The following is a 15,252-nucleotide window of genomic DNA, read 5'->3' as shown; positions in this document are numbered from 1 at the left end:
TAGATGCTGACTATTGGAAGAAAGAGCCGTCCTTTCCTGACAATAAAAACGACGGTGATTCCATAACAACAAAAATAAAACTTAAGATTCCGGAGAACGCATGTCAGTAATCAAGCGTGCCCATGGTGAAGAACAACCCTACTGGAAAATGGGGCCTTTCCACGTTCGACTGCCTTTTATTCATTATCGCTGGGAATGGGCTGAAGCCATTCAGGGCATGATCATGTTCGTGGTCGGTATGGCCATGATTCCCCTGTTAGAAAAGTATCTCGGCCTTCCTTACGACGTAGCTCTGGCTTATGTCGTGGTCTGCGGCGTTGGCTTTATGTTGCCTAACCTGCTCGGTGTTCCGCTGGTGCCAGGTTGGATAACTCCGGCTATTCCCGTTGTTGTACTTTTCCTAGGCCAGTTTGAAGCCGGTCCTGAAGCCATACGTGCTTTGGTTGGCCTGCAACTGCTGGTTACCTTTATCTTCTTCTTTCTTGGCGTTACCCGCCTCGGCAGCAAGATGGTTGATCTGTTTCCGGACTCCATGAAAGCGGGCATCTTGATTGGTGCCGGTATCGCGGCACTGAGCGGTGAAATCAGCGAAGGTGGTCGTCTGGCGGCTACACCTATTTCTCTGGTAATCGGCTTTCTGGTAACGGCTTACTTCCTCTTTTCACTGTCGTTTAAAGACGTGATCGAAAGAAGCAAAATCCTGAAGATTATCTCTGGTTACGGCATGGTTCCGGGCACGCTGGTTGCCATGGGTATCGGCTGGGCCGTCAGCGAGTATCCACTGCCAGATATTCAGTGGGGCTTCTCTGCTCCGGCTTTCGGCGAAATGATTAACTACCTGCCGTTTACTCTGGGTATGCCTTCCATGGAAATGCTGCTGGCAGCAATTCCTACGGCCATCATCGCCTACATCATTGCCTTTGGTGACATCGTTGTGGGCAAGAGTCTGCTGGATCGTGTTGACCACCTCCGCCCTGACGAGAAGATTGACCTCGACGTTGACCGCCTGCACCTGGTAACCGGTATCCGTAACCTCATTCACTCCTTCCTGGCTCCTTACCCGGGCCTGGCGGGGCCAATGTTTACCGGTGCCATGGCTACTATCGCTGAACGCTACCGTCAGGGCCGTTCCGCCATGGACAGCATCTACAGTGGTGCCGGTATCTTCTGGATTGTTGGCTTTATCGCCCTGTTCATGCTGCCGCTGATCACTCTGTTCAAGCCGGTTCTGCCAATCGCTCTGTCCATCACTCTGCTGATCACCGGCTACCTCTGCATCAGCGTAGGTGTTGAGCAGATTCACAACGCTACCCAGATGGGTGTTGCCGGAACCATGGGCGTTGTTCTGGCTGTATACGGTGCTGGTTACGGTCTCGCGGCAGGCGTCGTGCTTTATCTGCTGATTGAGTATCGTGGAAAGGCGGCAAAGGAAAGCAACTTTGCAGAAGAAGAGCCTATCGAAGTGGTTGAAGACCAGGCCGCTCGAAGCTGACGCTTCTGATTTCAAAGCCTGAAACCTTAACGCACCTGATGTACCTGAAGCTGTGCTGGAGCTGAATAGCCCACCGCTTCAGGTTGCTGACCAAAGGATAAGAATAATGCAGAAACACAATATCTATAACATTGGTCTGGACAAAAACGACGCCAACTTCACCAGCCTGACACCTATCTCTTTTCTTCACCGTGCTGCCCAGGTTTACCCTGATCGCACGGCTACCATTCACGGTAATCTTCACCGAAGCTGGAAAGAGACTCAGACTCGCTGCATCAAGCTGGCTTCAGCCCTGAGAAAACACAGTCTGGGTCAAGGCTGCACAGTTTCTGTAGTAGCACCCAACCTGCCCGAGATGTTTGAGTGTCACTTTGGCGTGCCTATGTCAGGCGCGGTGCTCAATGCCATTAATACCCGTCTGGATGCTGAAGCTATTGCCTTTATTTTTCAGCATGCAGAAAGCAAGGTCGTCATTGTCGACCGAGAGTTTACCGGTCTGGTTAAGAAAGCTCTGAAGATGATTGACCATCGCCCAATGGTTATCGCTATAGACGACCCTTTCTATCAGGAAGGCGAGCTGATCAGTGATCTGACCTTTGAGCAATTTCTGGAACAGGGCGACGAAAACGAACCACTGGCAATGCCCGCTGATGAATGGGACGCCATCTCCCTGAACTACACCTCAGGCACTACCGGTAACCCTAAAGGTGTTGTTTATCATCACCGTGGTGCGCACCTGAACGCCATCAGCAATGTTATGTCCTGGGATATGGGCAAACATCCGGTCTATCTCTGGACACTGCCCATGTTCCACTGCAATGGCTGGTGCTTCCCATGGAGTATTGCTGCCACTGCCGGTGTCAGTGTCAGCCTGCGCCATGTCCGTGCTGATGCCATTTTCTCATCGATCAAGGAGCATAAGGTTGATCACTTCTGTGGTGCGCCTATCGTGCTGAATATGCTGAACAATGCCGACGATTCCATTAAGAGCGGTATTGAACATCAGGTTAAAGCCATGACTGCTGGCGCTGCGCCTCCTGTTTCCGTCATCGAAGGTATGGAAGCTATGGGCTTTGAAGTCACTCATACCTATGGTCTGACCGAAACCTATGGACCTTGTGTCGTCTGTGAACCTCAGGCTTCATGGAAAGAGCTGAAACTGGAAGACAGAGCCCGTTTGAAAGCACGACAGGGCGTTCAGGCTCCGATGCAGGCCGATATGATGGTGGCTGATGCTGAAACTATGGAACCTATGCCACAGGATGGTAAGTCCATGGGCGAGATCTTCCTGCGCGGCAATCTTGTCATGAAGGGTTATCTGAAGAATCCAAGCACCACCGACGACTCTTTGGCAGACGGCTGGTTCCGTACTGGCGATCTGGCTGTATGGCATCCCGACAGCTATGTAGAGATCAAGGATCGTTCCAAAGACATCATTATTTCCGGTGGCGAAAACATCTCCAGTATCGAAGTAGAAGATGTGCTTTACCGTCATCACGATGTTGAAGAAGTGGCTGTTATCGCCATGCCCGATGAGAAATGGGGTGAAGTGCCTTGTGCCTTTATCAAACTGAAAGACTGTGCTGAGGGCGATGAAGCAGCAACCATTGAATTCTGCCGTGATCAGATGGCGCACTTCAAGGCACCGAAGAAGGTGGTGTTTACCGACTTGCCCAAGACTTCAACAGGAAAGATTCAGAAGTATGTGCTGAGAAAGCACTTCGATTAAAAAGCCCCTTTTACCGGTGGGCAGTTCCGGAGCTACGCTGCCCACCGGCTTTTTATTTTTTCCTTTACGATTTTTCGTTTATCGAATATTAAGTTGCTGTTTGCCCGCCTGCGGCGGGCAAACAGTTTATGAATTCGGGTACTTACCCGAGCTACTTCAGAAACTGAATAATCCACTTCCCTAGTAAATCGCTATCAGGTTTCTGAATCAACGACTCCATCCCCATGTTTAACACTTTTTCAGGAATTGAATCACGACGACTGTCCATCAATGCAGCAGAATACTCTTTACTGAATTCAGGATGACCCTGAACGCTCATAAAGTTCTCGCCATACTGCAACATGTAATAAGGGCAGAAATCACTGGCTGCCAGTATTTCGGTAGACTCGGGCAGTTCAACCACCTGATCCTTATGGCTGACCAGCAGATTAAACTCTCCAATACCTTTATCCATCCAGGCTTTATAGCGAAGCAGGCTGTTTTCTGACATACCGACTCCCCAGCCTTTATCCGACTCAACGACTTTTCCGCCCAGAGCCTGAGCCATGACCTGATGACCAAAGCAGATGCCTACCAGTTTTCGGCCTTCTTTATGAAGCTGTCTGATAAAGTCTTCCAGTGCGGATATCCACTCGAAGTCATCATTGGCGCCATGGCGACTGCCTGAAATTAACCAGCCGTCGCATTCATCCGTTTTGGCAGGCAGCTTGTTATCAAGCACGCGATAGATCACCAGTTCGAGATCAGGCTGCTGTTTTTTCAACAGTGCTGCAAACATCTCCGGATAGTTTTTATGCTCTTTCTGAAGTTCCGATCGAACATCGTCACAGAGTAATAATCCAATCTTCATTCAAAGGTTCCCCCTCACCGCATTCGTACAGATCGTCTGATACTCATCGGCGGTGAAAAGAATGGGGTTAGTTCCTGAAGAAGGATCATCAAAGGCCATCTGCCCTATTTTCTGAACCTGACTGTCATCAATGCCTATCTCAGACAGGCTGTGTGGAATACCAAGCTCTGATCTCAGTTTCACTACCCAGTTCAGGAATGAATCAAAACCAGGTTCAGGCAGATCAAGATAGCGACTCAGTTCAGTCACTTTGTTTTCAATGGCGGATTGATTCGCTTTCAGCACATAAGGCATCAGGATTGCATTCAGCAAACCATGGTGAGCATCATATAAAGCACCCAGAGGATGAGCCAACGCATGCATGGCACCAAGCCCTTTCTGGAATGCTGTTGCGCCCATAGTTGAAGCTACCAGCATCTGAGCTCTGGCTTGCAGATTACTGCCATCAGCCACAGCAGCTGGTAACCAGTCTTTCACCAGTTTGATACCTTCAATGGCGATACCATGTGCCATTGGGTGATAGAAAGGTGAGCAGAAAGCTTCCAGATTATGGGACAAGGCATCCATACCAGTAGCTGCAGTTATCTTTGCTGGCAGACCGCAGGTCAGCTCCGGATCAAGAATGACTATTTCCGGCAACATACGAGCATGGAAGATTATTTTTTTAACCTTTTCCTGCTGATGAGTAATAACGGATGCACGGCCTACCTCTGAACCAGTGCCTGAGGTAGTAGGCACAGCCACCACTGGCAGCATGCCTTCAACATTGACTCGAAGATAATTGTCACCAACATCTTCAAAGTCCCAGATAGGGCGATCCTGCCCTACCATCAATGCAATAGCTTTCCCGGCATCCAGTGCAGAACCACCACCAAAGGCAATTACACCATCGTGGTTTCCTGCTTTGCAGGCAGCAACACCTGCTTCGACATTTTCACCGGTAGGGTTGCCTTTGATATCAGCAAAAAGGCCGCAGCCTTTTAATTCTGTCTGACAGTGCTTTAGAGCCTGCAGCACCATTGGCAACTCCGCCAGTCCCGGGTCAGTTACTATCAGAGGATTCTGCATACCCAGCTCTGAACAGGCTGCAGGAAGATCATTAATTCGGCCAATACCGGAGCGAATCGTCGTCGGGTAGTTCCAGTTAGCTGTAAACTGTTCGATATTCATTGAGTTCACCCACCCGACTACTGTTGTTGATGTTTTATATGGAAAGACTTGGGGCGGGTTAGAGCATCAAAGCCCAGTACGGATAGCGTACATCCCTTGCCGGTATTCTTGACGCCAGTCCATGCTAGAGCAGGGTCAAGGTAGTCACAGCGGTTTATAAAGAAGGTGCCGGTTTGAACCTGTTCTCCAAGACTAATGCCTGTTTCGATATCACCGGTAAAAATAGTAGCGGTCAGTCCAAACTCACTGTCGTTCATCAAACCAACCGCTTCTGCATCCGAAGACACTCGCTGCACACCTACGACAGGACCAAAACTTTCTTCTGTCATCACGCGCATACTGTGATCCACATTGGTCAACAGCTGTGGTGCCAGATAAGGCGTTCCTGACTCATTCATAGGAAACAAGGTGGGATCAATATGAGCTTTTGCTCCCTGTAATATGGCTTCATCAATCTGCCCACGAACAAAATCTGCAGCGCCGGCTTTCACCAGAGGTCCCAGTGTGGTTTCCGGATTATCAGATCGTCCCAACTTGTATTGCTTTACCAACTCAACCGCTTTACTCACAAACTGGTCGTAAACCGCTTCATGAACATAAATTCTCTCGATACCACAGCAAGATTGGCCTGAATTAAAGAAAGCACCATCAATGGCTGTTTCAACGGCATAATCAATATCAGCGTCTTCACGAACATAAGCAGGATCTTTCCCACCCAATTCCAGACCCATACCGATAAAACGGCCCGCTGCTGCTTTTTCAACCGTTGCTCCTGCTGGAACAGAACCAGTGAAAGCCACATGTTGAACCGCTTCACGTTGAATCAGGTATTCTGTGTCTTGATGAGACATGTGCAGATACTGAAACAGACCTTTTGGGATGCCTGCTGCTTCAAATGCCTGGACCATTCGCTCAGCACATAAAGGTGTCTGGGCTGAATGCTTAAGGAGTACAGCATTACCCGCCAATAGTGCTGGCATAATACTGTTAATAGCCGTCAGCAACGGGAAGTTCCACGGAGCAATCACGAGAACGACTCCCACAGGTTCTTTGCTGATATAACGAGTGAAACCTTTTTTTTCTGGCACCTTAACCGGAGCAAGAGCCTCTTCAGCGACAGAGAGCATATGTCTCGCACGCTCTTCAAACCCGGCAACTTCACCTGCGGCGTAACGAATAGGCCGCCCCATCTGCCAGGTTATTTCCTGCGCAATGTCGTCTTTCTGAGCAATAAAGTTATCCACAGCTTTGCTGCAGACTGTCTGACGCTCGGTTACTGACACGCCCTGCCATTGACGCTGAGCTGCAAGCGCCATAACCAGAGCCATGTCGATCTGTTCTTTATTCGCCAGTGGTCGTTCAACGTAGACGGAGCCATCTATCGGCGAAATGGTTTGCTGGATTTTATTCATTGTTCTTACCACTCAAACTATGAGATGAGAATTTTTCGCACAATTATCTTATATTCGTATCGCCACTGTAGGTTGGCGCTGAACGCAGTGAAGCCCAACATCTCTGGAATTGTTGGGCTTCGTGCCTTAGCCCAACCTACGCAATCTACCAAGTCATCGATATCAGGCTGTACGTATCAGATAATTTCGAAGTACCGATCCATTTCCCAATCAGTAATATGCTTGCGGAATTCCCGCTCTTCCCACTCTCTTGAAGCCGCATAATGTTCTACAAACTGCTCGCCAAACATGGCTTTTGCCGCATCAGACTGTTTGTATCTTTGCGCCGCATCCCAGAGTGTTGATGGCAGTGCCAGTTCAGGGGAATGGCTTTGGTCATAAGCATTGCCTTTTACCTGATCTTCCGGCTCCCATTCATTGATAATGCCCTGCAGACCTGCGGCCAGTGCAGCTGCCAGAGACAGATAAGGATTAGCGTCTGCAGAGCCCAAGCGATATTCAACCCGTTGTGATTTTTCTGAACCGGGAATGACTCGCAATGCAGTCGTACGGTTTTCAACGCCCCAGGTTGCATCTGTCGGTGCCCAGAAACCAGGAATCAGTCGTGTATAACTGTTCACAGTAGGGGCAATCATTGGCAGGAATTCCGGCATCAGTCGTTGCTGACCAGCAATAAAGTGTCGTTGAATCTTGCTGATATTGTGTTTCTGTTCAGGATCGTGGAAGGCTGATGTGCCATCCTTATTAAACAACGACAGATGAATATGTCCGCTTTGTCCCGGATAATCTCCGGACCACTTGGCCATGAAAGTCGCCATTAACTCATTACGTTGAGCCAACACTTTCATAAAGGTTTTAAACAGAGCTGCTTTGTCAGCAGCGTTCTCTGCAGAATCTACGGCGATAGCCGCTTCCAGTACACCCGGGCCTGTCTCTGTGTGAATACCTTCAATAGGGAAATCCATGGTTTCACTCATTTCCAGAATCTGCTTGTACAGATCAGAGTGAACCGAATTCCTGATCATGGAGTAACCAAACCAGTCAGGTGTGAATGGCTTGAGGTTTCTGTAACCTTTTTCACGAACGGATTCAGGCGTTTCCTGAAACAGAAAGAATTCATATTCCAGTGCCGCTTTCACATCAAAGCCAAGCTCGTCGGCTTTTTCGATAACTCGTCTTAAGGTGCCACGTGGACAAACTGCTTCAGCATGATCTTTGAACTCTCCCATAAACAGCAGCATGCCGTCTTCAAAGGGAATATCACGACAGCTTTCCGGCAGGATTCGAACCGGTGCATCCGGATAGCCAGTATGCCACCCGGTGTATTTAACATTGTCATAAAGCTGGTCTTTACTGTCCCAGCCTAAAACCACATCGCAAAAAGCAAAACCGCCTTCCAGTGAAGAGAAGAACTTGGATTTACTCATGTACTTGCCTAGCATCACACCGTCGTTATCAAACAATCCGACCTTGACGTGTGTCAGCCCCCTCTCCTCCACAATCCTTTTGGCATCGGCAATGGTTTTTACATCTCTGGGGTTCATCATGCTTCGCTTCCGTTATTGTTATCAGGTGGAAGTATTTCATTGAGAGTGAGCCCGAAGGCTCACTAGCACTAATAATTGCAAGCCATCAGCTTAGTTCAGATTCGGCCTGAGCAATCGCTTCAAACTCTTCTTCAGGCGCTCGTGCAACAAGGTGGTGTCTGCTGTAGAGAGCGAAGTAAGCTACCAGAATGGCATAGAATACAGCAGCCCAGAATGCAGCTTCCTTATTTACTACAAAAGTAGAAATAAATGCCACTACGGCCAACACCATTGCAATACCGGAAGTCAGTGTGCCACCTGGAGTTTTGTATGGACGCTCCAGTGAAGGCTCTTTAACGCGCAGAATGATGTGGGACAACATCATCAGAGCATAAGAGATAGTGGCACCAAAGACCGCCATGGTAATCATCAGATCGCCCTCTCCCGTCAGGGATAGCAGGAAGCCGATAATGCCCGGCACAATCAGTGCCAGCGTTGGTACTTTTCTGTCTCCGGTTCTGGAAAGCACTCTTGGCAAATAGCCAGCACGGGACAGAGCAAATACCTGACGTGAGTAGGCATAGATGATAGAAAAGAATGAAGCGATCAGACCCGCAAGTCCCACCAGATTCACAAACGTTGCCATCCATGAATTCTCACCGTAGACATGCTGAAGCGCACCTACCAGAGGAGCGGCATGATCTTTCATGTAATCAGCACCTGCACCACCTGGAGCAAGGAAGAGCACCGCACCACCGAATATAAGCAGTACGATCATCGCGGTGATAATACCTTTAGGCATATCTTTCTTTGGGTCGGTCGCTTCTTCTGCAGCCAGAGGAACACCTTCAACCGCCAGGAACAACCAGATAGCAAAAGGAATCGCTGCCCAGATACCGACATAACCCTCAGGCAGGAAGCTGGATGCTCCGGCTGCTTCTGTATTTACGGCAATATCGAACAGGTTGCTGCTATCAAAGGCTGGAATCATTCCCAGAATGAAAACGACAATGGCTAAAGATGCCAGAGCAGTAATCACCATCATGATTTTCAATGCTTCACCCGCGCCCCATAAATGCAGTCCAACAAAGGCTGCATAAAACACGGCATAAACCAGAGGACCATCCAGTCCCATCAGTTCATTAACATAACCACCGATAAATACGGCAATGGCCGCCGGTGCAATGGCATACTCCAGCAAAATAGCCGTACCGGTCAGATAACCACCCCAGGGGCCCATAGCACGACGGGCATAGGAGTAACCACCACCGGCCGTTGGTAAGGACGAAGACAACTCAGCCAGTGACAAGACCATGAACATATACATGATGGCCATAGCAATAGTGGCCAGCAGCATGCCACCAAACCCGCCATTTTGAAGGCCAAAGTTCCAGCCGGCAAAGTCACCGGAGATTACATAGGAAACCCCCAAACCGGCCAATACCAGCCAACCGGCCGCACCTTTTTTCAACTGTCGCTGTTTTAGATAATCGTCAGAAACCTGTTCGTACTCTACCGAGCCTGTAGAGGGGGGCGTGCTTGTTTCAAGCATATGAGGGTACCTTTTTATTATTGTTGTTATGAGCCAGTTTGCAGCTTGAAGTCAGTCTATAGAGGCAAAAAGAGCTGAACAAATACCTTCATAATTCATGAAACTACAGTATTAGCAGATCTAATAGTAGGGATCACTGATACATGCCTTTCAACCAGGGGAGCCATGTTTCCAGATTGACCAGAGCCTTTTCCCTGATAATTCCTCGACTGTAACCTGCGATTTCTTCCGGCAGGTGCCAGAGGTCTGAACGACGGCTGACAACTGTCAGTTCTCTGTAGTCAGAGTTAGGCAGCGGATGGACAGCCAGTTTTGACCGAACTTCATCACTGCACTGATAAAGACACAGCGGAGTTGTTACTGCCCAAGAGTTCCCGGTCGCTACCATATTGGCAATGGCGTAGGTGTTATCCAGAAATAGTCGTTTATCAGATTCCAGTTGAAGCTTCTTTAACTGTTCTTCAACGGTTTTGCCAATAATAGTGTGAACCGGATATCTGGCCAGTGTCAGTGTTTTTGAAAGGTTATCTAATTGCCCTTGCTGATAGTTATATCCGGCAGGAACAATCAGCACCATGGGTTCCCTGAGAATCGGGAAGCGCACCAGCTCATCACTGCCCAACACAGCATCATCGGAAATAATGATATCCACTTCATTGGTCAGCAGGCTTTTAGCATGGGAGTGAGAGAGGCCACTGAGTATTGCCCAGTCATCAGCCTGTTCCGACAGAATGCCCATCAGAGGGTTACCCAAAGGAACGGCTAGTGAATCAACAAGGGCAACCCGTACATTCTGAAGCTGCTCTACTCTGCCCGACTTAAGATTCTGACTGGTCTGTCTGGCTTCAGTTAGTATTTTTATACTTCGATCATAAAAATAGCGACCATTGGCCGTCACCTGCATGGGTCTGACAGAACGATCGATCAATTGGGTTTCAAGAGATTTCTCAAGGTTGGAAAGGCATTGTGAAATAGACGACTGAGTAACATTCAGTCGCTGAGCGGCAAGGGTCATATTACCGGACTTGATAACCTCTACAAACACTTCCAGTGCTTTCAGGTCAAAGCCAAAGGGAAAGGACATCTCGTAAATCCATCACTGCATTATTTTTATTTAGTGTGTAGACACACGCAATCGAATATTAAAGTGCTGTTTGCCTGAATACTCAGGTTCAATATCACTGTAATAGAGGAATCAGGTCAAGAAGAAAGCGCAGCACCTATTGAAGTACTGCGCAGAGGCTAGTTAGAAAAACAGATAAGCCATTTAGAAAAACAGGTGAGCCATGCCTGCAATCACTGGCAGGGTCACCAGGGTACGCAGAATAAAGATAATAAACAGCTCAATAATAGTGACAGGTACCTTACTTCCTAGCAGCAGAGCTCCCACTTCAGACAAATAGATCAGCTGTGTCAGAGACAGTGCAGCGATAACAAAGCGGGTCATTTCACTTTCAATGGAAGCAGCCAGAATCGATGGCACAAACATATCCGCAAAGCCAACAACCATGGTCGTAGATGCAAGCTCTGCTTCAGGAATTCTCAACAACTCAAGTAAAGGTACAAAAGGTGCACCCAGAATATTAAATATCGGGGTGTATTCAGCAATAATCAGAGCAATGGTTCCGATACCCATGACGACTGGCAGAACACCAAACACCATTTCAATAGCATTCTTAATTCCGTCAACCGCTACCTGCAAAGGAGAGCCTGCTTTTGACGCCTTATGCAGAGCCATTCTCAGTCCCCAGGACAAGGAGCCATGACCTTCCGGAATCACTTCATCATCTTCTGCACGCTTCTCACCCGTAATAAACAGGTCTTTCTTGTTCGACAGCGGAGGCAGCTTCGGCACAATAATCGCCGCGATAATACCGGCGATACACACTGTCAGATAGAAGGGCACAAACATATGCTCCAGACCTACCTGAGCAATAACCACCAGAGAGAAGGTTATGGAAACAGCAGAGAAGGTTGTACCGATAACGGCTGCTTCGCGCTGAGTGTAATGACCTGTTTCGTACTGTTTGCTGGTCAGCAGAATACCGACACTGCCATCACCCAACCATGAAGCGATACAATCGATAGCTCCACGACCAGGAAGACCAAATACCGGACGCATAACTTTGGTTAGCAAAGTGCCAAATAATTCCAGCAGACCAAAGTTCATCAATAGTGGCAGCAATAAGCCAGCAAAAATAAAGACTGCAAACAACGTTGGCATCAAGTCATTCAGAACCAGGCCACCCGTTGCCCCGGAATAAATCATTTCAGGCCCGGCTTTGAAGAAACTAAACAGCACAAACGCCATACCAGCCATTCGAACCATGAACCATACTGGCGTAACGTCAAAAAGCCCGGAGAGAAAAGTATTGTTATAAATAAGTTTTGGTGCAAAGAGCTTGGTAACAATAGTCATCAAACCGGTAAAGACAACAACTGACGTAATAATAGCGGTCATGTCACCCGCTAGAACAGATTTCAGCATGCCCGCAAGAATAGCGACCGGAATGGTTAAACCATCTTCAGAAACAACCGGTGTGACAAAGAGAAGAATGCCTGCCAACGACGGCAAAAGAAACGCAAGCCAGTTTGAAAGGCTTGGCGGTTGATTGGAATTTAAGGCTTCAAACTGCTTCATAATAAGCCTCTTTCTCCCTTGGTAATGTGGAATAAACGAAGGCTAAACAGCTCAAATTGACCGATAGGTTGCCCTCAAGATTGAATCAGGGAGCAGACTCAAGTTTGAGAGTACTCCATCTTTTTTCTTTTGTCGTGACAGTGTGTCATAACAACGATAAAAATTGATGGACTAATTATGCGTTAATTTCGAATAATAACTCAACTTATTATGCTTTGTAGAAATACCTATTAGTTCAATTATTCTTCTTAAGACGTATTTCTTTAAGCATTCCAAATAATAATTTCTTATCCTCTGTCGTTAGATTCTCAACATTCAGTGTCCGTTCAAATACTGGAAATAGAGCATCTGAGAACTCTTTTCCACTCTTAAGATAATCAGCCACTTTTTTGGTTATTTGCGTTCCCAAATTCAGAATGGCTGGTCTAATTTCTGTTTTGAGATCTTTTTCTGGTGATGTTAGAGGCGGCCTGGACATCCACTCAGCCATATAACGATACTGAATGGCTTTAGCGGCATTCATCTGTGCTGCGACAAAACCTTCTATAGAGACAGAGCTAAGACCCTCTTCCCTTGCCCTCATCATGGCTTTTTCCAAAACCACTTTCTCTCTGGTTTCATCTAGCAAAGGCTGCTTTGCATCCAGTTTATAGAGTGCTACGTCCTTCATATACGAGAGACGTTGGTGCATCAAACTGAATATGTCCTCGGCTTCCGTAGCCCAGCAGCCTGCTGAGAATACTAAGGATGCTATCAATAAAAATGCATATTTCACTATATTAAATCCATATTTATTCATAATAAGGATTCATATTAGCTGGTTTTTGGAGGTTTGCTTGAGTGGGGGATTAAAGGGGGAGAACCTGTTCAGCGAGAAGTAGTCAGAATTAATAAAGAAACTTTTATATGAATTCTCACTCTAATGTACTGAAAACATTTATTTTGGCCTCGAAGCACTCATAAATCGAGGGTAACCACTTAAAGGAGAAGTACGATGAAAAGGGGTTTTCCTGAACCCTACTACCGTAGTTTTAAGCGCGCTCTGCAAATTGTAGCGCTACTAACCTTAGCCCTTACGTGTTCAGGACACTCTGCTGCTGACTATTTTGAGGGCACCTCAGCGCCTTCCAGCTGGGATGACTTTCCAACCCCTAATAGCGGCTTTATTCCATCTATAGATCCTGCTTTCAAGAATATTTTTCAAAATGGCCAGAAGGGACTTGATTGGTACGGAGAAAAAAGAGCAGAACGCAAGCGACTGATAGATCTGGGTAAGGGCGAGGAGTTTTCCATACCTGAACTCAGAACCACTTTAATTAATATTGCTAACTTTATTGAAGTTATCCTGAATGATCGGCAGTTCTCTACCCCTTTAAGCTACCAGGAAAAAAAAGCAATTCAACTTTTGAAAAAGGATGTGTATGAACTTATTAAAAGCCCCAAGCCTCCCTACCTGAGAACAATAAGAGTCACGACAACCTTCACGGTAATGTATGACACTCTCGTCTATTCCAAAGTCACTAAAAATTTCTATGCTGAAAAATTCAATCTAAGGGAGCGATTTACCGAATTTAATACTATTTCTCTCAGTACAGCTGACGACAACCATTTCATATTTTACGAGTATGACAGCAGCATAAACTTAGACACTCTCTATCGTCATTTTATGAAACTGGAAGAAGTTGATGGTTATAATAACTCCTCAGGAAGATATTATTCTATACATGCCCTGACGCCTCTTCAGAGCGCTTTTGCCGATGAGAGAGCCATTCTATACCCGAGTTTCAACCCCTTTGATATTGATGACTTCGCAAGACTTGCACCGGTACCGGTTTACCCGCTTGGGTTAATGAGTCAATACGCTCTTAATGCCGATGGTTATCTAATGTCACCACTGAAATTTATGCTTCATGATGCTGCCCACATTGTTCGGCATGCCGGATATAAACACATTGATGGCAATGGGCCACTGGAAAGCATGGCCAGTCGTTTGGCTTTTGTTCAAAGCGCGCTTGACTCAGGCAGTGAACACCTTGATCACCATAATGATGCAAAAAAAGCAGTTGAGCTGGCACTGTTCAATATCTTTCATGAACGTTGTTTTATTTCCGAACACTCACGTAGGGTATGCACAAGAGAACGACTAGAAAGTGAATCATACGATTATCTATACAGCGTTATGGTATACCAACAAACCAAAAATACTTATCATTTTTCATCAACTTACAGGGAGCTGACAAGAGAAGGCATATTAGCTGGCGCTGTCTGGGTACATGAATTATATAAGTTCTGGAAAACAGGAAAAGATAAAGCTGACGAAGTCACAAGCTCGGAAGTAATGCCCAATGCAGTCTGGGCGTATAACCAACGGTATAAACATTCGAACCCCATTGAGGAAGCCCGGAGCCTTGAGGAGAAAGCTCTTAGCCCGGAGGAAATGGCAATCTTTTATGAACAGTATTTCAAACCAGCACTGATTCAGGCTGAAGAGCTTTAAGGAATAGCCAGGTTGAAACCATGGAGAGCGGGTGGGACCGGATGGCTCCAACACTTCATGGGAGCATAAAAAACCAGAGTTATTCTTTGTCAGTCATTTTTCTGCACAAAAAGAAAAAGCCCAGTTGATTTCTCAACTGGGCTTCTCTAATTCAATGCCTGGCGATGACCTACTCTCACATGGGACTCTCTCCTCTGAGCCCACACTACCATCGGCGATGTATCGTTTCACTTTCGTGCGCCGCGGCCATGGAAAGTGGAAGAGGTCGGACGGTTCCTATATCTTATTTTTCTGCACAAAAAGAAAAACCCCAGAAGATTGCTCTTCTGGGGTTTTCTAATTCAATGCCTGGCGATGACCTACTCTCACATGGGGAAACCCCA

Annotated in this window: 12 protein-coding genes; 4 read left to right on the top strand and 8 right to left on the bottom strand. The window is 47.1% G+C overall.

Annotated features, from left to right (window positions below; genetic code table 11):
- The first annotated feature begins 100 nt into the window (after positions 1–100).
- Positions 101–1,492 carry a solute carrier family 23 protein gene (locus EOPP23_RS01980; protein WP_153764317.1) on the top strand — a complete coding sequence of 464 codons (1,392 nt, stop codon included), beginning with the start codon at positions 101–103 and terminating at the stop codon, positions 1,490–1,492.
- Positions 1,493–1,598: 106 nt separating this feature from the next.
- A complete protein-coding gene (locus EOPP23_RS01975; protein ID WP_153764316.1) occupies positions 1,599–3,221 on the top strand; it encodes an acyl-CoA synthetase in 1,623 nt (540 codons plus the stop codon).
- Between the two features lie 151 nt (positions 3,222–3,372).
- Here the strand turns inward: EOPP23_RS01975 and EOPP23_RS01970 are convergent, their stop codons facing one another.
- From EOPP23_RS01970 to aroQ, 8 genes are all read right to left on the bottom strand, one after another.
- Entirely contained in the window at positions 3,373–4,071 is a 699-nt protein-coding gene (locus tag EOPP23_RS01970; RefSeq protein WP_153764315.1) for a GMP synthase, read from the bottom strand.
- The gene (locus EOPP23_RS01965; RefSeq protein ID WP_153764314.1) at positions 4,072–5,241 is read right to left on the bottom strand and encodes an iron-containing alcohol dehydrogenase; all 1,170 of its coding nucleotides are present in this window, start codon (positions 5,239–5,241) and stop codon (positions 4,072–4,074) included.
- A 17-nt stretch (positions 5,242–5,258) separates the two neighbouring features.
- A complete protein-coding gene (locus EOPP23_RS01960) occupies positions 5,259–6,653 on the bottom strand; it encodes an aldehyde dehydrogenase family protein (RefSeq protein ID WP_153764313.1) in 1,395 nt (464 codons plus the stop codon).
- A gap of 176 nt (positions 6,654–6,829) precedes the next feature.
- Complete coding sequence (locus EOPP23_RS01955; RefSeq protein ID WP_153764312.1) at positions 6,830–8,200, bottom strand: glutamine synthetase family protein; 1,371 nt, start codon at positions 8,198–8,200, stop codon at positions 6,830–6,832.
- Between the two features lie 85 nt (positions 8,201–8,285).
- Positions 8,286–9,731 (bottom strand): ethanolamine permease, encoded by a 1,446-nt coding sequence (gene eat, locus EOPP23_RS01950; RefSeq protein ID WP_153764311.1) that lies wholly within the window; start codon positions 9,729–9,731, stop codon positions 8,286–8,288.
- A gap of 133 nt (positions 9,732–9,864) precedes the next feature.
- Positions 9,865–10,815 (bottom strand): LysR family transcriptional regulator, encoded by a 951-nt coding sequence (locus EOPP23_RS01945; protein WP_153764310.1) that lies wholly within the window; start codon positions 10,813–10,815, stop codon positions 9,865–9,867.
- A gap of 183 nt (positions 10,816–10,998) precedes the next feature.
- On the bottom strand, positions 10,999–12,372 hold the full coding sequence (locus tag EOPP23_RS01940) for a YjiH family protein (RefSeq protein WP_153764309.1): 1,374 nt from the start codon (positions 12,370–12,372) through the stop codon (positions 10,999–11,001).
- Positions 12,373–12,607: 235 nt separating this feature from the next.
- A complete protein-coding gene (aroQ, locus tag EOPP23_RS01935) occupies positions 12,608–13,171 on the bottom strand; it encodes a gamma subclass chorismate mutase AroQ (RefSeq protein WP_153764308.1) in 564 nt (187 codons plus the stop codon).
- A gap of 195 nt (positions 13,172–13,366) precedes the next feature.
- Here aroQ and EOPP23_RS01930 point away from each other — a divergent pair, with 195 nt between their 5' ends.
- Together EOPP23_RS01930 and EOPP23_RS01925 are read left to right on the top strand one after the other, a co-directional pair.
- Positions 13,367–14,869, top strand: a complete 1,503-nt coding sequence (locus EOPP23_RS01930; protein WP_153764307.1) for a hypothetical protein — start codon at positions 13,367–13,369, stop codon at positions 14,867–14,869.
- Between the two features lie 31 nt (positions 14,870–14,900).
- Positions 14,901–15,209 (top strand): hypothetical protein, encoded by a 309-nt coding sequence (locus EOPP23_RS01925; RefSeq protein ID WP_153764306.1) that lies wholly within the window; start codon positions 14,901–14,903, stop codon positions 15,207–15,209.
- The last annotated feature ends 43 nt before the right edge of the window (positions 15,210–15,252 follow it).

This window comes from Endozoicomonas sp. OPT23 (genome assembly GCF_009653635.1).
GTDB lineage: Bacteria > Pseudomonadota > Gammaproteobacteria > Pseudomonadales > Endozoicomonadaceae > Endozoicomonas_A.
Note: the sequence above shows the minus strand (reverse complement) of the source record. Positions and strands in the feature narration are given on the sequence as shown.